Genomic DNA, 25,049 nt, shown 5'->3' with positions numbered 1-25,049 from the left:
ATATCGCGCTCATGGACGCTCCGACCGTAAAGCCGCGCCGCGGCAGACCCCCGAAAGACCCGCGCGTGCACAGCGACACGCGTGCGTTGCTGCTTCGCGCGGGCCTGGAAATGCTCACCGGGCAGAGCTTCGCGGCCACCGGTCTCGACGCCGTGCTCAAGCGCGTGGGCATTCCAAAGGGCTCGTTCTATCACTACTTCGAGAGCAAGGAGGCGTTCGGCCGCGAACTGATGGACGCGTACGACGCCTATTTCTGCGCGAAGCTCGACCGCTGGCTCCTCGACGAGACGCGTCCCGCGCTGGAGCGGCTGGGCGCGTTCGTCGAAAACGCCAAGGCCGGCATGGCGCGCCATGGCTACACGCGCGGCTGCCTCGTCGGCAACCTCGGCGTGGAGGTCGATGTGCTCCCCGAAGACTTCCGCGAGCGGCTCGAAAGCGCCCTGCAAGGCTGGCAGGCGCGCGTGGTCGCGTGCCTGCGCGACGCGCGGCGCGAAGGCGCCGTCTCGAAGCAGGCCGATCTCGACGCGCTGGCGGCGTTCTTCTGGATCGGCTGGGAAGGCGCCGTATTGCGCGCGCGGCTGGTGCGAGACAGCGCGCCGCTCGACACGTTCTTCCGAGGTTTCATCGCCGGGCTCGGTTCCACGCCATAGTCAAGGGGTGCTGCCCGGCGCCCGTTTCCCTTTCGTTTCATCAACGAGGCACTCATGTTCAAAGCCATTCTTGTTGATAAGGAATCCAGATCATATTCGGCGCGCATCGCCGAGCTCGACGAAGCGCGCCTGCCCGACGCGGAAGTACTCGTCGACGTGCAATACAGCACGCTCAACTACAAGGACGGTCTCGCGATCACCGGCAAGAGCCCGGTCGTGCGCAGCTTTCCGATGGTGCCCGGCGTCGATTTCGCGGGCACGGTCGTCCAGAGCGCGGACCCGCGCTATGCCGCGGGCGACGCGGTCGTGCTCAATGGCTGGGGCGTGGGCGAGCAGCATTGGGGCGGCCTCGCGCAAAAGGCGCGCGTAAAAGCCGACTGGCTGATTCCGCTGCCACAGGGCTTGAGCGCACGGCAGACCATGGCTATTGGCACTGCGGGCTATACCGCGATGCTCTGCATACTCGCACTCGAGCGCTACGGCATCCGGCCGGGCCACGGCGACGTGCTCGTGACGGGCGCGAGCGGCGGCGTCGGCAGTTTCGCGATCGCGCTGCTGGCCCGGCGCGGCTATCGCGTCGTGGCATCGACCGGCAGGCGCGAGGAAGCGGCGTATCTGGAGCAGCTCGGCGCCGCCGAGGTCATCGACCGCGCAACGCTCTCCGAACCGGGCAAGCCGCTGCAAAAGGAGCGCTGGGCGGCGGCCATCGACTCGGTCGGCGGCCACACGCTCGCGAACGTCTGCGCCAGCCTGCGCGCCGATGGCGCCGTGGCGGCCTGCGGCCTCGCGCAAGGCATGGACTTGCCCGCCACGGTCGCGCCGTTCATCCTGCGCGGCGTGAGCCTTATCGGCGTCAACAGCGTCACGCGCCCCTTCGCCGAGCGCCAGCAAGCCTGGCAGGCGCTGGCCGAGACGCTCGATCTGGGCGCGCTCGACACGATCACGCGCGAGATCGGGCTCGCTGAGACCATTCCGGCCGCGAGCGAGCTGCTCGAAGGACGCGTGCGTGGCAGGCTCGTCGTGGATGTGAATGGCTAAGGGGCTAACGTAGCTCGCCTTGCGGGCGCGTGAGCGAAGCGCGTGAGCGCGTGAGCGCCGCCACGCTCCCGCCTGGCGAGCCGTGCGAGAATTCCGTGTGCCCGCCGGTGGCGCGTCGCCATTGCCGATGCGCCACCGGCCCCTTCATTTCACCGGAAATGCCATGAAACCAGCGCTTCAAATCGATTTTGTCTCCGATATCGCGTGCCCCTGGTGCGCGATCGGTCTTTCCTCGCTGCAGCAGGCGCTGAAGAATCTCGGCGACAGCGTCGATGCGACGATCGCCGTCCACCCGTTCGAGCTGAACCCGGACATGGTGCCCGGCGGCGAAACCATCGTCGATTATCTCGGCAAGAAATATCACCGCACGCCGGAGCAGATTGCAGAGACGCAAGAAGCGATCCGCGAGCGCGGTGCAAGCGTGGGCTTCACGTTCGGGCCGCGCACGCGCATCTATAACACCTTTGACGCCCATCGCCTGCTGCATTGGGCGGGCCTCGAGGGCAAGCAGCTGCCGCTCAAGCTCGCGCTGCTGCGCGCCTATCACGGCGAAGGCAAGGACACGAGCGACCACGACATGCTGGTTCAGGCCGCGCAATCGGTGGGACTGGATGCGGATCAGGCGCGCACCGTGCTGGAAAGCGGCGCCTATGCCGACGAAGTGCGCGCGGAAGAACAGCACGCGCAGGCCATGGGCATCCAGTCGGTGCCGGCCATCATCTTCAATCAGAAGTATCTGGTGAGCGGCGGCCAACCGGTCGAAACCTTCGAGAACGCCATCAAGCAGATTCTTGCCGAGGGCTGAAGCCGCGCGCTCGCGCGGCTGAGCGGGACGGCTGGGGCGGCGATTGCAGTGGGCGCCCCAGCCGACGCATTGCATCGATCCGGCATCTCACTGGAGCCACCATGTCGGCAGTGTCGGCGTTCAAGCTCGTTCTGCTTTCGCTCATCGCCATCGTCGCGCTGGAACTGCTCGCGAAGCGCCTGCGCCTGCCGCCCGCCGCCGCGCTGCTGGTGGGCGGCGCGGCCATGGCGTTCGCGCCGGGCCTGCCGCCCGTCGTGATCGACCCCGATCTCGTCCTGATCGTGTTCCTGCCGCCGCTCTTGATGGACGGCGCCTATTTCTTCGTCTGGGCCGACTTCAAGCGCCATATCACGCCGATCCTGCTATACGCGATTGGCGCCGTGGCGTTCACGACCTGGGCCGTTGGCCTCGTCGCGCACTGGGTGGCGCCCTCGCTGCCGTGGGCCGTGTGCTTCGCACTGGGCGCGGTGGTCTCGCCGCCCGACGCCGTGGCCGCGCGCGCCGTGCTCGAGCGGCTCGCGCTGCCGCGCCGCCTCATGGTCCTGCTCGAAGGCGAAAGCCTGCTCAACGACGCAGCGGGCCTCGTGCTGTTCCGCCTCGCCGTGGCCGCCGCGCTCACGGGCGCGTTCAGCAAGTCGGGCGCATTGCTGAGCTTCTCGGGACTCGCGCTCGGCGGCATCGCCGTGGGCTGGTGCGTGGGCTACCTCACGATCACCCTGCTGCGCCTGCTCGACGACGACTATCTGATCATCACCACCGCCGTGAGCGCCGCGTGGTTCAGCTACATCGCGGGCGAGATGGCCGGCGTGTCGAGCGTGATCGCCACTGTCACCTGCGGCATGTATCTGGGCTGGCATCAGCACGAGGTCTTCTCCGCGCGCGTGCGCATGCGCGGCACGGCGTTCTGGCAGGTGCTCGTTTTCGTGCTCGAAGCGCTGGTGTTCGTGCTGATCGGGCTCTCGCTGCGCGGCGTGATCGCCCGGCTCGGCGGCGCGGGCGAGGCCATCGCGCAGCTCGGCCCGGCCGCGCTCGCCGTCGTTGCGGCGGTCGTGCTTTCGCGCTGCGTGTGGGCCTTCGGGCTCGAGACGATCCGCCTGTTCGCGCATCGCCTCGCGCCGCGCCGCGTGCAGTGCGCCGATTTCCGCTCGGCTGCCGTGGTGAGTTGGGCGGGCATGCGCGGCGTGGTCACGCTCGCGATCGCGCTCACGCTGCCCGCCGCCCTGCCCGGGCGTGACCTCATTCTGTTCGCGGCGTTCGCCGTGATCCTTTTCACGGTGCTGCTGCAAGGCCTCACCATCGGGCCGCTGATTCGCCTCGTGAGGCCGCTGCAGGACGCCGAGGCAGCGGCCGGCTATCTCACCGAGCCGCAAGTGTGGGCACGGCTGTTCGAGGTGCAGTTCGAAGCCATTCAGCCGCTCGTGCACGCGCCGGACGGCAGTGTGATCCACCCGCGCCTGCTGGAGCAGTACACCTATCGGCTCAGGCTCTCACGCTCGTTCGAAAGCGCTACGAGCTTGCCGAGCGACATTCGCACCGCTCATTACGATGTCGTGCTCGCCGCTGTGCACGCGGGTCGTGCGGAAGTCCTGCGGCTGCACCGGGCCGGTAGCATCAACGATGAGATGCTGCATCGGGTCGAGCGCGATCTCGATCTCGAGGAGGTGGGGGCGCAGCATTCGCGGGGGTGAGGCCAGGCGTCGGTCTGAGGTGCTTCCCCGGCTCTAGGCGCCTGGCTTGGCGTTGCTGGCGTTCACCTTGCTATCGGGGTACGCATCCCATCGCCAGAGCTTCACGGGTCCGCGTTCAAGACTGTATCCGCCAACACTGCGCAATAGCGCGCTCTCGGGAAACTTCTCGCCCTTGCGGAGTAGCTGCGGGAGATCGCCGCGCGGAGCGTTCGTGTCATAGTCACCATAGGCTCGGTAATAGCCAGTTTCCTTAACCGGTACATCAGGTGGACTACCCTGATCCCATAGCAGTTCACGGCGGTACGCTTCGAGTTGCTTGAGTTGCTCATCGTTAGAAGGATAGGCTTCCGTAAATTCAGCCTTGAAATTCGCGATTCTAAATTCCACCGCACCCTTCAACAGTTCTGGCTCAAGCACCTTGCCGATCGAGACTGTTCCCCCTATTTCATTCCTCCCATTCGAAATCCGGTTATTTGGATAGTCTGAAAATTTCAAGTAACGGACTTGTCCGGGTGGAATTTTTACAACATCATCCGGGTAATCGCTTGCGTTGAGAAACTGCTTTGCCCCGAGCATCAGAGAAAAATCATACCTGTCGTCATTCACCAAACCTCCGCCGATTCTAATATTTGACGACTTCGATATTGGATTGAATTCACCCTCCCATGTTGCCGGGCTGCTAAAAGCAATCTCGCCACTTCCATTGTTTTTAAACTTGAATGTCACTATCAGCTTGCCATCCTTCTGTGTAAATTCGGCTGACACGTCAAGTTTTGCAACTGGCGTTCCTGTCTTGTAGAACTTCGTGATGAGCTCGCGTGCGGGCGTCAGTACCGCATAGCCAACATCGCGCGGTATTGACGGAATATCCATTATTAAGTTTACCTCGCGTCCATCCTGACACGTCACACTCGCCGAGAAGAAGGCGGGGTTACCCGGACGCAAGTTCGGCACGTCCTTTATCGCACAGACCGCGTTACGCATGTTGCGCATGGTGCTGCGATCTGTGGCGGAAATGTCTCCTTCGAATACACCGACACCCGGTAGAAACGGGCGCTCTCCCATCGTCTGCCCCCGGAACACCGCAAGAAATCGCCCCCCCTTCAGGCCAACTGAATCCATCGAGTTAAACAACGTGTCGCCCGTAATTCCAAATCCCATGACTTCATCTTGTGCCATAACTGCCTCGCAAGTGAATAGTGCTGAGATTACAGAGAATCCCAATATCGCCTTTCGCATGTTCATGCCTCGATATGGGGGATGATCTTCCAGTCCCAGCCTGTTTGTCTGCCAAACCAGTCCCTCACCCGATTCAAATAATAGGATGGCACCTTTACTCCGGGTGTATAAACGCCCGGACCCATCAGGGTTGTACGGCCGATACCCTGCCACATGCCCTTGTCGGGACTCGCGACCGCGAGCACGAGATCGATCTGTTGCTGCTTGTCGATGTATTCCTTGTAGACCGCGCCGCCCTGGTCGTAGTATTCGTCGGGGAAAGAAAAGAGGTGACCCGTCTCATGCTGTTGGACGTGCTCGTTAGGTATCGGTATCCATTTCGTATCCTTGTCGTCGCGTTGGACATTCAGTTCACCCCAATTCGCTGCATCTGCCCGCTCAGATAGCGGATAAAGGTTGACCTGCGCATGATGCGCTTCTTTGGCGTCGGTCACGAAATCGATGACAAATTTGACGGTCACCTGTGTTGCACAACTCGATTCTCCGTCATTCTCCGAAGATTTCGGGCATTTCTTGATTGTTAGTTTGTATTTATTTTTGTTCAGAAATTTTTCAATTTCTGATTTCATCTCCGGTAGATTTGTAATTGCCTTTGCCGGACGTGGCTCCTTCATAAATGAATCTGCGTGTCGAGGGTCGTTGTCCCGTCCTGATTCGTAGGGAACTATGTCAATTATCTTGGGATTGCGTGGATCAACCTTTCTAACTCGCATCGGGACGACAAGGACAATCACCTGCATCGTTATTGTCTTGCTCGCGGCATCGAATACAATATTGAATGTCCCCTTGGAACCTGCATACCGCACGAATTTTTGTTTCTTGGTCGTTGGATCAAGCCAGGGTGATCCATCCGCATAGACGCCCCAATAGTTTCCGCTTTCCATATCCCATGTGACGGTCGATTTGGGAATGTCGCGCAACGTGCGCTGGCATGGCTCGATAGTCGTGTCAACAACCGGAATAGTCTGCGCGGAAGTTGAGCCGGATTGTTCAGGCGTACCCACAAGCGTCGGCTCAAACCGTGTCGGTGTGCCAGCATCAAACGGTGTTGCGGTGCCTGCTGCGGGCAGAAGATTCGCCGCAGTAGCAGGCGCAGGAGCGGGCGCTGGCGCCGGAACATTTGCTGGCGGTGCGGGTAGCACGTGATCAGCGGGGCCTACTGCCGATGACATGGCGCCCGTGAGAGCCGCACATGAAATCTGCATTGGATACGGCGCAATCTGTGCAAGGTGCGAAGGAACCGACACCGGGCCGTCCGTCGCATGACTCGCTGCGTGTACAAGGAAGTCTGCCGACGTGAAACCTTGTAGACCTTCGGAGCCAACTGCCAAGCGCGATCCACCCGCCGTTATCACAACCCTCTTGGCGTTTATGTAGATCGTGCCGTTCTCGCTGGTAATGTTGACGTCCTTGTTCGCGGTAGCATCGATTCCATCATTCTGCGCCTTGATCTCGACGTTGCCATAGGCCGCGACCAGCTTCAGGCCCAACTGATAGGCAAACATCGAGATCGCTTCGCGCGCCGCAACGAAGAACGAGCGGCCCGACGACACGCTCGCGTCGCGACCTGCCGTGATGGCGTGATCGCGGCGGCTCGCCATGTGCGTGCTGTCGTCCGCCGACGTGGCGATGCCCGCAGCGCTCGCGAGAACAATGTCCGGACGAGAGAGTTCGGGAAACATGTTCTCGCTAGTCTGCGCATCTCCCCTGATCGCCTCGTTCTGCGCCTTGATGGTGCTGGTCACGTCATTCTGGCCAGACTCGGGCGTTTGCGCCTGGTGCCTGGCGGCAAGCTGCGACAGGTCCTCGTGCTGCTGACGAGCCTGCGTGAGACGCGCCACGGTCTCACGCATCTCCTTGACCATACCGCCGGCGGTGCCGTGAACGAAGGTCGAGATATACATGCCGAGCGAGCGCAGCACGCCTGCCTTGACGCTGTTGAGCTCGAACCCCTCACCCCTTGCTTCCTGACGCCCCGCATTGCCCTCAATGCGCGTGATATAGCCCAAGCTCAGGCTCGATTTCGCATGGTCGCTAGCGAGCTGTACCTGCTGGCGCCCCAGTGTGTCGTCGAACGCGAGATGGTTGGTCGTGGCGCCGCGCCCGAGGCTGCGCGTGACGATGCCTGTGAGCGCCTGATTCTTGGGCAGCTTCCACGCCGGCATATTGTTCACGTCGGGCACGAACGCCGTCACGATGGGCCGATCCGGATCGCCGTTGATGTAGTCCACTATGACCTGCTGCCCGTGGCGGCCATGCATGACCGTACCCATCTGGTTGCCTTGCCACGGTTGCGCAACGCGGACCCAGATCGAATTGCGACCGTTGAAATCACCTTGACGATCCCAGGCGTACTGAATCCGCACCCGGTTGTATTCATCGATCGTCATTTCGAAATCGGCGGACCCCACGATGACCGCGTATTCCTTGTCGCGAAGACGCGGGCGCTCCGTGACCTGCGGCATGCGGTAAGGCTCATCTTTCGGGTGCAGTTCGAACGAGGCGTCAAACGAGTAATGGAGGAACAATTCCGAAGGACCCGGCGCGCCCCGGATATCCAGCTTGCACGCCAGCACGAGATAGTCGCCGTTCGCGTTGTCGTACGGATGATCGGTTAGCGCGAAGGTCTTCCCGATCTCCAGGCCGCTCAACTCTCCACGGCCCCGTACACGTTTGCGCTGGCCGCGCTGGGCCTCCAGTTTCACGCGTGCCAGATGTTGCGCATCTGCCTCCCAATCTTCCGCGTCCCGACCGTCGTGGTTGTACGTATCGGGCTGGGCGTACTCGGCGGGCTCGTAGGACTGGAGACGCCCATGGAAATTCGTTTGACTTTCGTCTTCGCCTTTCACGCTGTACTGCGCGCGATAGGACAGACTGTTGCGGCTCAGCCGGGGCGATATATAGCTATGATCGGTGACGGTTATCTTTTCGACCGCGACCGACGTGCGCCACGACAGATCCGCAATGTGCACCCGCTGGTGGTGGCCGCCCTCGGGGCGATACTCCAGCGTGTCATAGGGTAGGCTTTGTTCCTGGCAGCCGCGCGTGTTGTCGGCTATGACGAGCACGTGCTTTTCGTCGTGGTGCTCGAACCAGACCAGATAGCCGAATTCCTCGCACAGCCGCATGCAGAAGTCCCAGTCCGTTTCCCATGCCTGCCGGATAAAGGCACGCCGGAATGCGTTGTGCCTGGGGTCAAGACCCTGGTTGAAACGGAACTCGATATCGTTGCTGTACTTCGACAGAACGTTTCGGAGGATGTTGGGGATCGCCGCATCCATGCCGACAAAGACACGCGAATTCATGCACAGCGTTGCGCGCCACCACCACGGGCGGATCACGAATTGATAGACGAGTGCATCGCCCTCGGCGCTGGCGATCTCGGCGGACTCGACCATGCCGCTGATCTCGCGCTCTCCAGTGCGGTCGCGCTTCGTCAGAGGCCAATAGCGACGATGTTCTTTTTCATAAGCATCGCTGAAGATGAGCGTGATCTGGGTTCCCTTGATGGCGTCGAGATCGATCTCATAGTCGTCATTCCCGAAATATTTTGGATCGTGGACTGAGCAGTACGCCTCGATGTGATATTCGAAAAGCTGTCCGATTGCCTCGGTGCCCCAAACACGCCGGGGCAATAGCACGTCCTGCCGGAATTCTTTTTGCCGCTTGCGCCACTCCAGGACGACGACACGTTCGGGCAACTCGGGCCCACGCATGCGAACGGGGCTGAAGTAATTCCTCAGGGTGCAAACGTAATCGGGCCACATGATCACGACGCCCCTTGCAGCGTCGCGCCGCATCTGGAGTACCGGACGAGATGACCGTCGAGCGCGACGGCGATGCCCCGGTGAGTGAGATTCCGCGCAGCCTCAATAACCTCGCCGCCATGATCGGTGGTGTCGCCTGGCCGTGCCACCTCACGCCCTGTCGCTGCGTCCTTCATATGCCGCTTCCTTCCGAAGAGAGAGTCTGCGATGCGAGGGCGGCAGACCACACCACCCGCAGACATTTATCTTGGAAGAGTGATTTTTATCTTTGAACACGAAAATTCTTAAATTTGGCCAACCCGGCGCTGCGGGGCGCAACAAGCCGCCAGGAACCCGCCACCCCGTTGACATTGGACAAACCAGACGCCCTCGCGCGCGCTTCGGCTAGAATTGCGCCACGCGCGATGCCCCCATCGCCGCCCGATCCATCCTTGCCGCGCCGCGCGCCCCGTGCGACTGCCGCGCGGCATCCGCCCCCGGGGCGCGAGACCACGTATGACAAACACACCCACCGCCACGCCCTTCAGCGCACTTGCGCTCGCGCCCGCCACGCTCGAGAACCTCGCCCGCCTCGGCTATGCCGAGATGACGCCCATCCAGGCCGCCAGCCTGCCGATCGCGCTCGCGGGGCACGACCTCATCGCCCAGGCGAAGACGGGCAGCGGCAAGACCGCCGCCTTCTCGCTCGCGCTGCTCGCGAAGCTCGATGCGCGCCGCCTCGACGTGCAGGCGATGATCCTCTGCCCCACGCGCGAGCTGGCCGATCAGGTCGCGCAGGAGATCCGCCGTCTCGCGCGCGCCGAAGAGAACGTCAAGGTGCTCACGCTGTGCGGCGGCACGCCGATGAAGCCGCAGACCGCCAGTCTCGAGCACGGCGCGCATATCATCGTCGGCACGCCGGGCCGCATCATGGATCACCTCGAGCGCGGCAGCCTCTCGCTCGACGCGCTCAATACGCTCGTGCTCGACGAAGCCGACCGCATGCTCGACATGGGCTTCTTCGACGACATCGCCAAGGTGGCGCGGCAATGCCCGAAGGAGCGCCAGACGCTGCTGTTCTCGGCCACCTACCCCGAAGGTATCGCGAAGCTGAGCCAGCAATTCCTTCGCAATCCCAAGGAAGTGAAGCTCGAAGAGCATCACGACGACAGCAAGATCCGCCAGCGCTTCTACGAGGTGACGGACGAGGAGCGCCTGCACGCGGTGGGCATGCTGCTCAATCACTACCGCCCCGTGAGCACGATCGCGTTCTGCAACACCAAGCAGCAATGCCGCGACTTGCTCGACGTGCTGCGCGCCCAGGGCTTTCATGCGCTCGCGCTGCACGGCGAGCTCGACCAGCGCGAGCGCGACCAGGTGCTGATCCAGTTCGCGAACCGCAGCTGCTCGGTGCTCGTGGCAACCGACGTGGCCGCGCGCGGTCTCGACATCGCCCAGCTCGAAGCCGTGATCAATGTCGACGTCACGCCCGACCCCGAGGTCTACGTGCACCGCATCGGCCGCACGGGACGCGCGGATCAGGACGGCTGGGCGCTGAGCCTCGCGAGCATGGACGAGATGGGCCGCGTGGGCGGCATCGAGCAGGCGCTCAAGCGCGAAGTCGAATGGCAGCCGCTCGCGCAGCTCACGCCCGCCAGCGACGCGCCGCTGCTGCCGCCCATGGAAACCGTGCAGATTCTCGGCGGACGCAAGGAAAAGATCCGTCCCGGCGATGTGCTGGGTGCGCTCACCGGCGAGGCCGGCTTCAGCGGCGCGCAGATCGGAAAGATCAACGTCACGGATTTTTCGACTTATGTGGCCGTGGAGCGCAGCATCGCGCGCAAGGCGGTGAACCGGCTCAACGCCGGCAAGGTGAAGGGCAAGAAGGTGCGCGCGCGCCTGATGGAGGAGTAAGCGGGCAACTGGCGCGCGGCGGGACGGCGTGCAACGCGCGTCCCGCCATGAATGGGCTCAGCACGCGCCCAGAACGCACTCAGGCTGCGTTCGCCGGGTGATAGTCGTCCGCGCCCCAGTACGCGCGCATGCTCACGATCTTGCCGTGCGCGTCGAACTCCATCACGTCGGTCACGTCGATGTGCGCCGGTCCGTTCGGACCCGCAACGTGGACCTTGAACGTGATGGTGGCCGCGTTCGCGTGCGAGCCGCGCGGCGGCGCGATCAGCTCGAGCCGCGCGCCCACTTTGGTGGCGTGCCCATAGAACGCCTCGATCTCTTCGCGCCCGCGCTTGATGGGCGTGCCCACCGGGTCTTCGACCGTGGCATTGTCGGCGAAGAGTCCGGTCACGCGCGCGGCGTCGCTTGCGTTGAATGCCTCGACGTATGCGCGCAAGCACGCCTTCATATGTGCCGTGTCGTGTGTCATTCGGACTCCTAGCGTGCGGTATAGCCGCCGTCAATGATGAGCTCGGTGCCGGTCACGTACCGGCCCGCGGGCGAGACGAGATAGAGAATGCCCGACGCGATATCCTGCGGATCGCCGATCTTCGCGAGCGGCACCATCAGCTTCATCTGCCCGAAGATCTGCTCGGGGTCGCCGATCTTCTCGAACGCCTCTTCGAGCATCGGCGTGCGGATGAAGCCCGGGTGCACCGAGTTCGCACGAATCCCCTGCGCGGCGTACAGCATCGCATCGGTCTTCGCCATCAGGCGCACGGCGCCCTTCGAGGCGTGATACGCGGGCACGTCCGGCCCGCCCACGATCCCGTACATCGACGAGACGTTCACGATCGCGCCTCCGCCCGCCTGCTGCAGGGCCGGAATCGCGTACTTGGTGCAGAGGAACACGCCCGTCACGTTCACGTCCATCACCTGGCGCCACTGCGCGAGCGTGATCTCGTGCGTGGGCACGTTCGCGCCTTCGATGCCCGCATTGTTCACGAGCGCGTCGAGCCGCCCGAAGCGCGCCACGATCTCGCCGAACACGCGCTGCACCTCGGCTTCCTGCGTGACATCGAGGCGCCAGAAATGCGCCTTGCCACCCGCCGCAACGATCTCGGCCGCGAGCGCCTCGCCCTGCGGCAGGACATCGAGCACCGCGATGGCGGCGCCGGCTGCCGCGAGCGTACGCGCCGTTTGCGCGCCAATGCCGCGCGCGGCGCCCGTGATCGCGGCCACCTTGCCGCTCATGTCGAAGAGTTGCTGTGTGAGCGCTTGCGTCGGGGGTTGCGTACCGGTCATGCCGTCTCCTTATCCTGTGTCTTGCTTGTGCGTTCCGCGTGGTCCGCTCCCTTGTCGAGGTCGGCGAGAAAATCCACGCATTCGCGGTTGAAATATTCGCGGTGCTCCACCATCACCCAATGCCCGCAGCGATTCATCAACACGAAGCGCGCGTCCTCGCACTGCTCGAGGAAGTGCATCGCGCCGCTCACCGGGTTGAAGCGGTCCTGCGTGCCCCAGAAACCGAGCACCGGGCAGCGCAGTTCCGTGAGCCGCGCCGTGAGGTTGGGCACGCGCATCGTCGAGAGCACTTCGGGCGGCTGCGTTTCGCACACCTTCAGGCGCTCTTCCACGAGCGCGTCCGTCACGAGGCTGCGATCGTGCACCAGCAGCTCCAGCAGATACCGCATGGTCTGCCGGTTCATCTGACGATTGGTGAAGAGCGAGACCATCTTCTGGATGCCTTCCATGCGGAAGTAGGTCTCGCGCTCCTCCACGCCACCGGGCGCCATCATGATGAGCGCCTTGACGTCGTCCGGATAGTCCAGCGCGTACTTCAGCGCGATTGCGCCGCCCAGCGAATTGCCGAGCAGCGTGGCGCGGCCCACGCCCAGCGCGACGAGTTGCTCGCGCAGGGCCTGAACGAAGAAGTCGAGCGTGTATTCGGCGTCGGCGGGCTTGGACGACGCGCCATAGCCCGGCAGGTCGACCACGATAACGCGGTAGCCGGCCGCCGCGATGGGCGCGTAGTTATGGCGGAAATTGCTGATGCCGCTGGCGCCGGGACCGCTGCCGTGGATGAACACCACGGGCTCGCCGCTGCCGGCTTCGAAATGATGCAGCCTCAGGCCGCTGGGCACATCGGTGAAAGATCCGATAGTGCCGGCGGGCAAAGCCGTGTTCGGTGTTGCTGTCATGTGTCTTTGTCTCCTGTCCGGGGCAACGCTGTGGCGCGCCGCGCATCCATTCTCCAAACCGATGATCCGGGGCGCGAACGTGCGCCGCATCGTCTTTTCAGACTAAGAAAGCCCCCGGCATTTCCCCTACCATCGGCCTCGCCAGCGCGCCGGCATGCACCGGCGCATCGAGACGCGCATCGGCGCATTCAGGAGACGAGGCTCATGACACCCTTTAATTACAGCGGCAAGACCGTGCTCGTCACGGGCGGCACGCGCGGCATCGGCGCGGCGATCGCCGAGGCATTCCGGCTCGCGGGCGCGACTGTCTACGTCTGCGGACGCAACGTGGCGCCGGACGCGGACGCCGCATCCGCCGACACCCACGCAAACGTAAAAGCACCCGCAAAAGCGGGCACAAACGCCGACACAAGCGCAGACACAAACACAGCGCCAGCGCTGCGCGCGGTGGCCGCCGACGTGCGCGACATCGACGCCATCGACGCCCTCATCGCGCGCATCGAGGCCGAGACCGGCCGGCTCGACGTGGTCGTGAGCAACGCGGGCGGCGCGCCGTTCGCGCTTGCCGCGCAGGCGTCGCCGCGCTTCACGGAGTCGGTGATCCGGCTGAACCTGATCGCGCCGCTCTGGCTCGCCCAGCGCGCCAACGCGCTGATGCAGCGCCAGGCCGAAGGCGGCGTGCTGCTCTTCGTGGGCAGCGTGAGCGGCCTGCGGCCCTCGCCCGGCACGGCGGCCTATGGCGCGGCGAAAGCGGGCGTGATCAACGCCGTGCGCTCGCTCGCCGTCGAATGGGCGCCGAAGGTGCGCGCGGCCGCGGTGAGCCCGAGCCTCGTGCACACCGACGCGCTCGCGGCCGACCACCTGGGCGCAGCGGGCTTGAGCGCGGCGGCGGCCACTGTGCCCGCGGGGCGTCTCGCCACGCCGGCGGACGTGGCCAGCGCCTGCCTCTTTCTCGCGTCTTCTCACGCGTCGTACACGTCGGGCGCGAATCTCGTGCTCGAAGGCGGCGGCGAAGTGCCCGCCTTTCTCGCGGCCACCGATGCGGGCAAGGCGTTCGGCAGTGCATAGGCACAGATCGTCCCCACGAGCGCAACGAATCGGGGCCGGTTAGCGACATTGCGCACGACGTCGATCCGGACACTGAGGGGAACCAACTAGTCCGTATTGACGATTCTCGCTGCGCACAAGCGCCCTAACCTCTGTCCACAACAAAGCCCCGGTGCGCTAGACGACCCCGGGCGAGCCAGCGAAGCGCCACGGCCAGGACCCAAGCAGAGCCATCGAAAGAGCCACCATAAAGCCATCTGAGGAGACACAATGAGAATCGAAACATCGCGTGCGTTAAAACCGATCACCGCCGCCTGCCGGCTTGCGCTTGCAGCAGCGTGCGTGAGCGCCGCGACGAACGCGTGGGCCGGCGACCAAATCGACTTCGGCAACAACACCACGCTCGACTACAACTTCACGATCGGCTACGGGCTCGGCATGCGCACTCGCTCGCCGAGCGGCAATCTGCTCACACCGGCCAACATCAACGGCGACGACGGGGACCGCAACTTCAAGGCCGACAAGCTGATGGAGAACCAGGGCAACATTCTTGGCGAGGTCAACCTCAAGCACGACGACTGGGGCGTCTTCGTGCGCGCGGACGCGTTCTACGATCAGGTCTATCACCGTCCGAACTACAACGACGCGCCAGACACGGTGAACCATTCGGGCACCTACAACCAGTTCACGGGCGACACGAGCTACTGGGCCGGCGCGCGGCCGCAACTGCTCGCAGCCTACGCATACAACACCTTCCACATCGGCCAGACCAACCTCAACGTGAAGGTGGGCGACCAGGTGGTGGCATGGGGCGAGAGCGTGTTCTTCCCGAACATCGCGGGCGCGCAGGGCCCCGCGGACGCGACCAAGTCGTACGTCGCGGGCGCCGAAGTGAAGGACATCCTGCTGCCGGTGCCGCAGATCTCCATGCAGTGGCAGCTCACCCCTCGCTTCAGCCTGATGGGCTACTACCAGTTCGCCTTCGAGGCCAACCAGCTGGTGCCGCCCGGCAGCTACTGGAGCTATTCGGACGTCGTCGGCCCGGGCTCGCAATACCTTATCGGCCCAGGCGGTATCCAGATTCCGCGCGGCAACGACATCCGTCCCGGCAACGACCAGCAATGGGGTGTTGGCGCGCGCTGGCGCGTGTTCGGCGACACCGAGATCGGCGCCTATTACCTGCACTACAACGACATGAACCCGAGTGTCGTGTTGTCCTACTACCCGACGCTCCAGTACCAGGAAAAGTATTTCGATCACATCAAGCTCACTGGCCTGAGCTTTTCGACAGAAGCGGGCGGTGTGAACATCGCGGGCGAAACCTCGTACCGTCAGGGCGCCGCAGTGCTCGTGAACGCGCCCTCGGGCGCGACCGCCACGCGCGGCGACGTCTGGCAGTCGAACCTCTCGGCGATCTATACGATCGGGCCGACGTTCCTCGCGGCGTCGCAAACCCTCGTTGCCGAAGTCTCGTACGTGCACACCGGCAACATCACGCCCGTGAACGGCACGACCACGCTGACGAACACGCGCAACGCGGCGGCCTACGAAGTGGCCTGGACGCTCAGCTACAAGAATGTCTTCAACGGCTGGGACCTCGACGTGCCGCTCACCTATTCCGACGACTTCACCGGCACGTCGGCGCTCTCCGGCGCACTCGGCTCGCTCACGGGCGTGAGCGACCACCGTGTAACCGTGGGGGTGGACTTCACGAGGCTTTCGAACCTGAAGCTCTCGCTCGTCTACGCGAAGTTCCTGGGCTCGCCCAACGCTGCGTTGCGACCGCTCGCCGACCGCGACTACGTGCTCGCCACCGCTACGTACTCCTTCTGAAGCCACGGCGCCAACCCGCTTCCATCAGTTGGCGCCCGCTTTCGAAGGCTTTGATCTGGCCGTATCTTTACCGCAAGAGGAATGGACATGAGTCGAACCTTTCACCACGCCATGCAAGTCTGCGCACTCGCGGCGGGCGTCGCGCTTGCCGCGGGCACGTTCGCGAAGACGAGCGCCGCCGACATTGCGAAGCTCGACAGCACGCTCACGCCGATGGGCGCCGAGCGCGCCGGCAACGCCGACGGCACCATCCCGGCCTGGACCGGCAAGTGGGTGGGTGCGCCTTCCAACGTCAACTACAAGCCTGGCGAGCGTTACCCCGATCCGTACGCGAGCGACAAGCCGCTCTTCACGATCACCGCGCAAAACATGGATCAATACGCGGCGCGGCTGACCGACGGCGAGAAAGCGCTGTTCAAGAAGTACCCGGACACCTTCAAGATCACGGTTTACCCGAGCCATCGCGACTTCGCGTATCCCGAGTCCGTGTACAAGGCGATCAAGGAGTACGCGCCCAACACCACGATGACGAAGGACCAGAACGGGCTGAAGGACTTCCCGCCCGTGACGCCCTTCCCGGTGCCCAAGACGGGCGTGGAGGCGATGTGGAACCTGCGCTTCGCATCGGCGGTCGAGTCGGAGAACGCGACTTACGACCAGGGCGTGGTGTACCCGGACGGCAACATTGCGTGGGGCAAGGTGCAGTATTCGATCTATGGGCCGCGCTCGGCGCTGCCTTTCGATCCGGCCAACAAGCTCAACGCGAAGAGCTTCTTCCGCCAGACCGTGGTGCTGCCGCTTTCCGATCGCGGCACGATCATTACGGGCTACGAAATGTGGGATCAGGATGGTTCGGATACGCGCCGGACGTGGACGTATAACCCGGGTACGCGACGCGTACGTCAGTCGCCGGAGTTTGGCTTCGATCAGCCCGAAGGGCCGGGTGGCTTCCGGACGGTGGATGATGACCGGCTGTTCAACGGATCTGGCGAACGCTATGACTGGAAGGTCATTGGCAAGCGCGAAATCTATGTGCCGTATGACAACTACAAGCTGATGGACCCGTCCATCAAGTACACGACGCTGCTGACGAAGGGGCATGAGGATATGCAGTACATGCGCTTCGAGCTGCATCGCGTTTGGGTGGTGCAGGCTACTCTTAAGGCTGGCTATCGCCATCAGTATGCCAAGCGGGTGCTCTACCTCGATGAGGATAGCTGGAATGCTGTCGCGGCTGATAACTATGATGCACGTGGCACGCTGTGGCGTACGAATCTTGCGCCTACGCTTTATGCGTATGATGCCAAGACGTTCTATTCGACTTCGGTTTTTTATCATGACCTGATTTCGGGGGCTTATTACGCCGACCGGTTGTCGAATCAGGAGCCGATGCCTGTGCTTACGCCTACTACTCAGACTAATGAGGCCTATTACTCACCCGATGCGATTCGCGGTGATGGCGTCTAAATAGTTCCTTTCGCGAGCTTGCCCGTAGGCCTCATGCGTATGCCTGAGTGGCTACGGGCTTTTTTTTCCTCCCCCTGGAGGGCGAAATTGTGATTTCTTTATTCTGGGTGTTGGCCTTAACTTGTTTTCGCGGCGGGCCGCAGGCGTTGCCCCTGTGCGGGGCGGCACCTACTTTTCTTTGCAGCCGCAAAGAAAAGTAGGCAAAAGAAAGCGGCTTAAACCGCCAGTGTGACGCCGTCCCCCACTGCCCTGCTTATCGGAGCGGCTCCGGAGCATCCGTCTCCTCGCACACTCCGCCTTAGTGACAAGGGGCTCATTCTTCCCGCCACGCGCTACGCACGGGCGGAAGGGTTTGCAAGGAAAACCGGGGGTGCCGCCTGCGAATGCGCGCGAGCACTATCAAGCAAATGTGCTGGAGTCCTACGAATGTGCGTACATCCCACTGGTTTGGGTAATGCCCCACGGCGCGCGGAGCGCCGCCGGATGGATGAGCCCTTAGTCACTCCGGGTGACGGCGCGTGGTGGCAGACGCTCCGGAGCCGCTCCGATATACAGGGCAGTGGGGGACGGCGTCACACTGGCGGTTTGAGCGGCTTTGCCTACTTTTGCGGCTGCAAAGTAGGTGCCACACGCCTGCAATACAAGTTAAGGCCAACGCAGCCAGCAACCAACAACGTTCAAAAATGATGAACGCCACCGACATGACATCAGCCCAACATGCGGCGCTCGGCGACGCCCTCTTCGCTGCCTGGCTCGAACGGATGCCCATCGCCCCGCTCACCACGCGCCTGCCCGAGCTGCCGCTTTCCGACGCCTACCGCATCCAGCAGCACTTCATCGCACGCCGGGTAGCAGCCGGCGAAGCCGTAGTGGGCAAAAAAATCGGCGTAACCAGCAAAGCGGTCCAGGACATGCTCGACGTCCGCCAGCCCGACTTCGGCATGCTGCTCTCCGGCATGCACTACGAAAGCGGCGCCGCCATCCCGGCCCACACGCTGATCCAGCCGCGCGCCGAAGGCGAAATCGCCTTCTACCTCCGCAGCGACCTGCGCGGCCCCGGCGTAGACCGCGCCGCCGTGCTCGAAGCCACGGAAGCCGTAGGCGCATGCTTCGAAATCGTCGATTCGCGCATTCGCGACTGGGCAATCCGCATTGGCGACACCGTGGCCGACAACGCCTCCAGCGGCGTCTACGTGCTCGGCCCCGAACGCGTCTCACCCCACGACGTCGATCTCGCGGCCTGCCACATGCGCATCGAAAAGAACGGCAACAACGCCGGCGAAGGCGTGGGCGCCGCCGCCCTCGGCCACCCCGCCGACGCCGTGGCATGGCTCGCCAATACGCTCGGCGAACTCGGCATGCCGCTGCTCGCAGGCGAAGTCGTGCTCTCGGGCGCGCTCGCCGCGCTAATTCCGGTTAGCGCCGGCGACCGCCTCTCGATGCGCATCGAAGGCATCGGCGGCTGCGAAGTCAGCTTCGTCTAAACGGTCTGCCTATCGTCTGCAATCCAAAAGGATGGCAGTAAAAGCAAAGGTCACATCAACAAGGAAAGATCCATGAGCAAGATTCAATGCGCGCTGATCGGCCCCGGCAACATCGGCACCGATCTGCTCTACAAGCTGCGCCGCAGCACCGTGCTCGAACCCGTCTGGATGGTCGGCGTCGATCCGACCTCCGAAGGGCTCGCGCGCGCCCAGGCGCTGGGCCTGAAAACCACCGCCGACGGCATCGACGGCCTCCTGCCGCATCTGGAAGCCGATCAGATCCGCATCGCCTTCGACGCAACCTCGGCCTATGTGCACCGCGAGCACTCCGACAAGCTGACCGCGCGCGGCGTGCGCGTGATCGACCTCACGCCCGCCGCAATCGGCCCGTTCTGCGTGCCGCCCGTGAACCTGGACGAGCATGTCACCGACGCGATGAACGTCAACATGGTCACCTGCGGCGGCCAGGCGACCATCCCCATCGTGCACGCGGTCGCGCGTGTGCAACCCGTGGCCTATGGCGAGATCGTCGCAACCGTGTCCTCGCGCTCGGTCGGCCCCGGCACGCGCAAGAACATCGACGAATTCACGCGCACCACGTCGCGCGCCATCGAAAGCGTGGGCGGTGCCAAGCGCGGCAAGGCCATCATCGTGATCAATCCGGCCGAGCCGCCGCTCATCATGCGCGACACGATCCACTGCCTCACCGAGGATGAGCCCAATGTCGAGGCCATCACCGCCTCGGTGCACAAGATGGTGGAGGAAGTGCGCCGCTACGTGCCGGGCTACACGCTCAAGAACGGGCCGGTGTTCGACGGCAAGCGCGTCTCCGTGTTCATGGAAGTGGCCGGCCTGGGCGATTACCTGCCGCGCTACGCGGGCAATCTCGACATCATGACGGCCGCCGCCGCCCGCACCGGCGAAGTGTTCGCCGAGCAGATGCTGGCCGCCGCAGCCGCCTGATACCGATACGACAGGAGTCACGATGCAAACCGAAAAACCGGAAACCCCCGCAATCCCGCAGCACCCGCTCGCGGGCACCCGCATCACCGTGCATGACATGACGCTGCGCGACGGCATGCACCCCAAGCGCCACCAGATCTCGCTCGACCAGATGCGCAGCATCGCTCGCGGGCTCGACGCCGCCGGCGTGCCGCTCATCGAAGTCACGCACGGCGACGGCCTCGGTGGCGCGTCGGTCAACTACGGCTTCCCCGCGCATAGCGACGAGGCCTATCTCGAAGCCGTGATCGGCGAGCTGAAGCAGGCCAAGGTCTCGGCGCTGCTGCTGCCCGGGATCGGCACTGTCGACCATCTGCGCATGGCGCACGGGCTCGGCGTGAACACGATCCGCGTGGCCACGCATTGCACCGAAGCCGACGTCTCGGGCCAGCACATCGGCCTCGCGCGCGAGCTCGGCATGGATACCGTAGGATTCCTGATGATGGCGCACATGGCGCCGCCCGAGCTGCTGGTCGAACAGGCGAAGCTCATGGAGTCGTACGGCGCGAACTGTATCTATATCACCGACTCCGCGGGCTATATGCTCCCGCATGACGTGACTGCGCGCCTCAAGCCCGTGCGCGAGGCCCTGCGCCCCGAGACCGAGCTGGGCTTTCACGGCCACCACAATCTCGCCATGGGCATTGCGAACTCGCTCGCGGCTATCGAGGCGGGCGCACGCCGCATCGACGCCGCCGCGGCCGGGCTTGGCGCGGGCGCGGGCAACACGCCCATGGAAGTGTTCGTGGCCGTGTGCGAACGCATGGGCATCGAGACGGGCGTGGACGTGTTCGCGATCTCCGACGTGGCCGAAGACCTCGTGCTGCCGATCATGGACGCGCCCATCCGCATCGACCGCGACGCGCTCACGCTCGGCTACGCGGGCGTCTATTCGTCGTTCCTGCTGTTCGCGAAGCGCGCCGAGGCGAAGTACGGCGTGCCCGCACGCGACATCCTCGTGGAGCTGGGCCGCCAGCGCCTCGTGGGCGGCCAGGAAGACATGATCGAAGACACAGCGATCAATTTCGCGCGTGCGCGCGGGCTCAGTGTGGCGGCGTGAGCGCCGTGCACTAAAGCGTTGAACCGTAGTCGCATTCGCGTGGTAGTCCGAGAGCGCGCGCCGTTGCAAGACGGCGCGCGCTTTGCGCTTGCTTTACTCCTCCCGATCTTCTCCCACTGGCCCCAGCCCATGCAACAGCCTCCCCGCTCTCCTCGCCGCCGCAACGCGCTGTGCCGTGCGGCACGCATCGCCGGTGTATCGCTCACCACGAGCGTGATCGCTCATGCCGCGACGGCCCAGACCTCCACGCCCGCGCCTGCCGAACCCGCACCTGCCATCCGCGCCATTGCCACGGCCCAGCCCGACACCGACCGCCTGATACCCATGGATCACGTGCAGAACCTGCGCGACCTGGGCGGCCTCGTTGGTGCCGGTGGCCTGCGCGTCGCGCCGCATCGCCTCTATCGCAGCGGGAACCCCGCGCTGGGCACGCCCGCCGACTTCGCGCGTCTCGCGGCCTTGCATCTGGACGATGTGGTGGACTTTCGCGCCGCCAGCGAGAAGACGCCTGCCGAAGCCGCATTCGGCGCGCTCTTTCCCTGGATGGCTGACCCGGTGCTCGCGGGCGACCTCTCGCCCGCCGCCATCGTGCCGATGCTCAAGCGCTCGACGCCCGAGCAGATGCATCGCTTCATGGTCGAACTCTACCGCCAGTTCCCCCAGGATTACCAGGCGCAGTTCGCCCGCTTCCTGAAGCTCGCCGAGGCGGACAAGACGCTGCTTTATCACTGCACGGCAGGCAAGGACCGAACCGGCTTCGCGACGGTGCTGCTGCTTTCGGCGTTGGGCGTGGACCGCGCGACGGTCATCGCGAACTATCTGGAGTCGAACCGCTATAACGCAGCGGGCAACGCGCGCGCGTTGGTGCAGTTGCAGAAGATTGGCGTGGCACCCGCCGTCGCTCAACCGTTGCTCGATGTCGATCCCGATTACATCAGCGCCGCAATGGCCGTGATCGATGAACGCTATGGCGGCATGCAGCACTATCTTGCCGATGTGCTGCACGTGGATATAGAAAAAATCCGCCGCAACTATCTCGTAGCTGGGGCGGATTAGAAAGACTGATACCGGGCCGGTCGCGCGAAACGCAACCGGCCCCGCCGGCCTCATCACACGAGCCGGTGCTAAACGATCACTGCCCCGAAGTCTGACGCGCCATCGCCACGATGTCACGCTCGCTGATCTTGCGAATGACCTTTTCTTCAGCGGCGAGATCGAGCGAGCGGCTCAACACATAATAGGTTGCGCCAGCAACGATCAACCCGACGAGCCAGGCGAGATCGATGCCGCTCATCTGATGCGCGAAGTAGCCGACGAAGATCTCCTTGCCCGACTCGTTGTCCACGATCGAGAAGAACGGAATCATCGCGGCAAAGCCGATCAGATAGGCCACGATCCCGCGCGCCTGCCACGCACCATAGATGCCGTCCGGCGTGAAGAAGTGCGTGATCGCATAGCGGCCCTTGCGCACGAAGAAGTAATCGACCAGATTCACCGCGGTCCAGGGCACGAGGAAGTACAGCATCAGCACGAGGAACGTGTTGAGCAGCGCCACGCCGTTACCCGGGATCGACAGCGTGCACACGAGCACGATCGCGCTGATCGCGAGCACCGCGCCAACCCGCGCGCGGCGCGTCGGCTGGATCTTGCGGAACGAGTCCACGCCGGTCAGCAGCGTCAGCATCGCGCTATAGGTGTTCAGCGCGATGATCGGCAGGAAGCCCGCCACCGACACCACCACGAGAATGCTGCCGCAGCCCGGGAACAGCTTCGCGCCCACCTGGTTCAGCGCGACGAGCGCGTCGGTGGCCTGCAGTTGCTGCGCGAGCCATGCGCCTAGGCCGATCATCCACGCGCCCGAGAGCGACGCGCCCAGGAAGATCGCCGAGATCAGCTTCGCGCGGCTCGTATGCTTGGGCAGATAGCGCGAGTAGTCGGACACATAGGGTGCATAGGAGATGTTGTAGCTCGCGCCAATGGCGAACTGCGTGATGAACGCGACCCAGTTGAAGCCGAGGTGCGTGCTCGCCGCATTGGCCGCCAACGCGGCGCCGGCGCCGCCCTTGCCCGCGCCGAAGATCAGCGCGAGCGTGACGAGCGCATAGAGCGGCAGCGTCACGATCAGCGCCCACTTGAACGCCTTGTGCATGAGGTCGTGACCGAAGATCGCCAGCAGCCCGCCCGCGACCGCCGCAACGACCGCCACCAGCGCCGGGCTCAGGCCGAACACGTTTTTCAGCCCGCTCATGATGAGCGTGACGTTCACGACGTTAAAGCCGACGAATACGAACAGCGTCGCGAGCAGCGCGAGCGCCACGCCGCGATAGCCGAACTGCGCGCGCGACTGGATCATCTGCGGCAGGCCCATCTCCGGGCCCTGGGAGCCGTGGAACGCCATGAAGATGGTGCCGAACATGATGCCGAGCGCGCCGCCCAGCGTCGTCCACCCAGCCGAGAGCCCCATGCTCGGGCCAACGAAGCCGATCGAGATGGTGAAGAAATGGAAATTGCCGAGGAACCAGAACGGCCCCTGGCTGCTGAGCTTCGCGTGGCGCTCGCTTTCGGGAATGTAGTCGATCGAATGGTTTTCGATTTCGAGGCCCGCGTCGCCGGCCGCCGCCCGTGCGGCATGCTCTTGTGCTGTCATACAACAAGTCTCCTGAATGTCCTGCTCTTCTACTGCTCTTTTTACTGCGTTTTCCCTACCGCATTGGCCGCGTGGCGGCGGCGCACGGGCCATGCTGCCCGCACGCGCCGCTCACGGCGACTGCGCTACGTGTGGCGGCGCTTCATGTTGCGCTTAGCTGCGACGCTTCACGCCCGGCAGCACGCAGAGCATCTCGAACGCGAGGTTCGCGCCCAGCAGCGCCGTGGTGCCGAACGGGTCGTACGGCGGCGCGACTTCCACGAGATCCGCGCCGACGATGTCGACGCCCCAGGTGCCGCGGATGATCTCGAGCGCCTGCGGCACGGTCAGGCCCGCAATTTCGGGCGTGCCGGTGCCGGGGGCGTAGGCCGGGTCGATGCCATCGATATCGAAGCTCAGGTAGACCGGGCCGCCCTGCACACGCGCGCGCACTTCTTCCATCAGCGGCTCGAGCGAACGGTTCCAGCATTCCTCGGCCTGCACGACCTTGAAGCCCTGCTGGCGGCACCAGTCGAAGTCCTCGGCCTCGTAGCCCGTGCCGCGCAGACCGATCTGCACGACGCGGTTGCAATCGAGCAGCCCTTCTTCAACGGCGCGGCGAAACGGCGTGCCATGGGCGATTTTCTCGCCAAACATCGTGTCGTTGACGTCGGCGTGCGCGTCCACGTGGATCAGGCCCACGGGGCCGTACTTGCGGTGGATCGCACGCAGGATCGGCAGCGTGATCGTGTGGTCGCCGCCCATCGAAATGGGGCGGCAACCGTGCTCGAGGATCGCGTCGTAGGCGTGTTCGATGCGCGTGATCGAGTCGGCGAGATTGTAGGGGTTCGTCGCCACGTCGCCGATATCGGCCACTTGCAGCGAGTCGAACGGCGCCGCGCGCGTCGCCATGTTATAGGGACGCAGCAGCACGGATTCTGAGCGGATCTGGCGCGGGCCGAAGCGCGCGCCGGTGCGGTTCGAGGTGCCCAGATCGAACGGCACGCCCACGAAGCAGGCGTCGAGGCCCTTGGCGCTTTCGACCTGCGGCAGGCGCATCATCGTTGCGATGCCGCCGCAGCGGGGCATGACGTTGCCGCCGAGGGGTTGGTAGAAATTGTCAGACATATCCGTGCTCCACGTTCTCATTCATTCCGCCGTATCATGCGAATCGGCTACAGGCGCAGTTTTAAGCATCCGTCAAGCAAAGATAAATAACGAATCCACATTGTTTACATTGGTATATTGCTATGTATCGATGAAATTCCTG

At 63.9% G+C, this 25,049-nt stretch carries 20 protein-coding genes; 12 read left to right on the top strand and 8 right to left on the bottom strand.

All coding sequences use genetic code 11. The features are described 5' to 3' along the window. Positions 1–11 precede the first annotated feature (11 nt). The 4 genes from acuR (at position 12) to E1956_RS37295 (ending at position 4,181) form a co-directional block, all read left to right on the top strand. Positions 12–650 (top strand): acrylate utilization transcriptional regulator AcuR, encoded by a 639-nt coding sequence (gene acuR / locus E1956_RS37310; protein ID WP_134758376.1) that lies wholly within the window; start codon positions 12–14, stop codon positions 648–650. Between the two features lie 54 nt (positions 651–704). Continuing rightward, positions 705–1,688 carry an acrylyl-CoA reductase (NADPH) gene (gene acuI, locus E1956_RS37305; protein ID WP_134758375.1) on the top strand — a complete coding sequence of 328 codons (984 nt, stop codon included), beginning with the start codon at positions 705–707 and terminating at the stop codon, positions 1,686–1,688. Positions 1,689–1,851: 163 nt separating this feature from the next. After that, positions 1,852–2,493 carry a DsbA family oxidoreductase gene (locus tag E1956_RS37300; RefSeq protein ID WP_134758374.1) on the top strand — a complete coding sequence of 214 codons (642 nt, stop codon included), beginning with the start codon at positions 1,852–1,854 and terminating at the stop codon, positions 2,491–2,493. Between the two features lie 101 nt (positions 2,494–2,594). After that, positions 2,595–4,181 carry a Na+/H+ antiporter gene (locus E1956_RS37295; RefSeq protein ID WP_134758373.1) on the top strand — a complete coding sequence of 529 codons (1,587 nt, stop codon included), beginning with the start codon at positions 2,595–2,597 and terminating at the stop codon, positions 4,179–4,181. A 33-nt stretch (positions 4,182–4,214) separates the two neighbouring features. On the opposite strand, the gene E1956_RS37290 is transcribed toward E1956_RS37295, so the two are convergent. The 3 genes from E1956_RS37290 to E1956_RS47125 form a co-directional block, all read right to left on the bottom strand. Further along, on the bottom strand, positions 4,215–5,360 hold the full coding sequence (locus tag E1956_RS37290) for a hypothetical protein (protein ID WP_134758372.1): 1,146 nt from the start codon (positions 5,358–5,360) through the stop codon (positions 4,215–4,217). A 62-nt stretch (positions 5,361–5,422) separates the two neighbouring features. Beyond that, positions 5,423–9,187: a type VI secretion system Vgr family protein gene (locus E1956_RS37285; RefSeq protein ID WP_167760252.1), complete on the bottom strand. Its 3,765-nt coding sequence runs from the start codon at positions 9,185–9,187 to the stop codon at positions 5,423–5,425. Between the two features lie 2 nt (positions 9,188–9,189). Continuing rightward, positions 9,190–9,363, bottom strand: a complete 174-nt coding sequence (locus tag E1956_RS47125; protein ID WP_335930040.1) for a PAAR domain-containing protein — start codon at positions 9,361–9,363, stop codon at positions 9,190–9,192. Positions 9,364–9,682: 319 nt separating this feature from the next. Between E1956_RS47125 and dbpA the strand changes: the two genes are divergently transcribed. Further along, positions 9,683–11,080 (top strand): ATP-dependent RNA helicase DbpA, encoded by a 1,398-nt coding sequence (gene dbpA / locus E1956_RS37275; protein WP_134758370.1) that lies wholly within the window; start codon positions 9,683–9,685, stop codon positions 11,078–11,080. Between the two features lie 79 nt (positions 11,081–11,159). Here dbpA and E1956_RS37270 read toward each other — a convergent pair whose 3' ends face one another. From E1956_RS37270 to E1956_RS37260, 3 genes are read right to left on the bottom strand one after another with little or no spacing between them, the layout of a single operon-like run. Further along, positions 11,160–11,549 carry a nuclear transport factor 2 family protein gene (locus E1956_RS37270; RefSeq protein ID WP_232072361.1) on the bottom strand — a complete coding sequence of 130 codons (390 nt, stop codon included), beginning with the start codon at positions 11,547–11,549 and terminating at the stop codon, positions 11,160–11,162. Positions 11,550–11,557: 8 nt separating this feature from the next. Further along, a complete protein-coding gene (locus E1956_RS37265; protein WP_134758369.1) occupies positions 11,558–12,364 on the bottom strand; it encodes an SDR family NAD(P)-dependent oxidoreductase in 807 nt (268 codons plus the stop codon). Then, the gene (locus tag E1956_RS37260) at positions 12,361–13,260 is read right to left on the bottom strand and encodes an alpha/beta fold hydrolase (protein ID WP_043289175.1); all 900 of its coding nucleotides are present in this window, start codon (positions 13,258–13,260) and stop codon (positions 12,361–12,363) included. Before E1956_RS37260 ends, E1956_RS37265 begins: the two co-directional genes overlap by 4 nt. A gap of 204 nt (positions 13,261–13,464) precedes the next feature. Between E1956_RS37260 and E1956_RS37255 the strand changes: the two genes are divergently transcribed. The 7 genes from E1956_RS37255 (at position 13,465) to E1956_RS37225 (ending at position 22,209) form a co-directional block, all read left to right on the top strand. Beyond that, positions 13,465–14,328 (top strand): SDR family oxidoreductase, encoded by an 864-nt coding sequence (locus E1956_RS37255; RefSeq protein WP_134758368.1) that lies wholly within the window; start codon positions 13,465–13,467, stop codon positions 14,326–14,328. Between the two features lie 249 nt (positions 14,329–14,577). Then, on the top strand, positions 14,578–16,140 hold the full coding sequence (locus E1956_RS37250; protein ID WP_134758367.1) for a DUF1302 domain-containing protein: 1,563 nt from the start codon (positions 14,578–14,580) through the stop codon (positions 16,138–16,140). Positions 16,141–16,227: 87 nt separating this feature from the next. After that, positions 16,228–17,607: a DUF1329 domain-containing protein gene (locus E1956_RS37245; protein ID WP_134758366.1), complete on the top strand. Its 1,380-nt coding sequence runs from the start codon at positions 16,228–16,230 to the stop codon at positions 17,605–17,607. 701 nt (positions 17,608–18,308) lie between these two features. Continuing rightward, positions 18,309–19,091, top strand: a complete 783-nt coding sequence (gene dmpE, locus E1956_RS37240) for a 2-oxopent-4-enoate hydratase (RefSeq protein WP_134758365.1) — start codon at positions 18,309–18,311, stop codon at positions 19,089–19,091. Between the two features lie 72 nt (positions 19,092–19,163). Beyond that, positions 19,164–20,054: an acetaldehyde dehydrogenase (acetylating) gene (locus E1956_RS37235; RefSeq protein ID WP_134758364.1), complete on the top strand. Its 891-nt coding sequence runs from the start codon at positions 19,164–19,166 to the stop codon at positions 20,052–20,054. Positions 20,055–20,076: 22 nt separating this feature from the next. Next, positions 20,077–21,153, top strand: a complete 1,077-nt coding sequence (gene dmpG, locus E1956_RS37230) for a 4-hydroxy-2-oxovalerate aldolase (protein WP_134758363.1) — start codon at positions 20,077–20,079, stop codon at positions 21,151–21,153. A gap of 129 nt (positions 21,154–21,282) precedes the next feature. Next, positions 21,283–22,209, top strand: a complete 927-nt coding sequence (locus tag E1956_RS37225) for a tyrosine-protein phosphatase (protein ID WP_232072359.1) — start codon at positions 21,283–21,285, stop codon at positions 22,207–22,209. A 76-nt stretch (positions 22,210–22,285) separates the two neighbouring features. Here E1956_RS37225 and E1956_RS37220 read toward each other — a convergent pair whose 3' ends face one another. Continuing rightward, positions 22,286–23,800, bottom strand: coding sequence for a purine-cytosine permease family protein (locus E1956_RS37220; RefSeq protein ID WP_134758362.1), 1,515 nt, complete (start codon positions 23,798–23,800; stop codon positions 22,286–22,288). A 153-nt stretch (positions 23,801–23,953) separates the two neighbouring features. Continuing rightward, positions 23,954–24,907, bottom strand: coding sequence for an agmatinase (gene speB / locus E1956_RS37215; protein ID WP_134758361.1), 954 nt, complete (start codon positions 24,905–24,907; stop codon positions 23,954–23,956). Positions 24,908–25,049: the final 142 nt, after the last annotated feature.

Origin of the sequence: Paraburkholderia pallida (assembly GCF_004524855.1) — a bacterium.
GTDB classification, from domain to species: domain Bacteria; phylum Pseudomonadota; class Gammaproteobacteria; order Burkholderiales; family Burkholderiaceae; genus Paraburkholderia; species Paraburkholderia oxyphila.
This window is presented reverse-complemented; position numbering and strand designations above follow the sequence as displayed.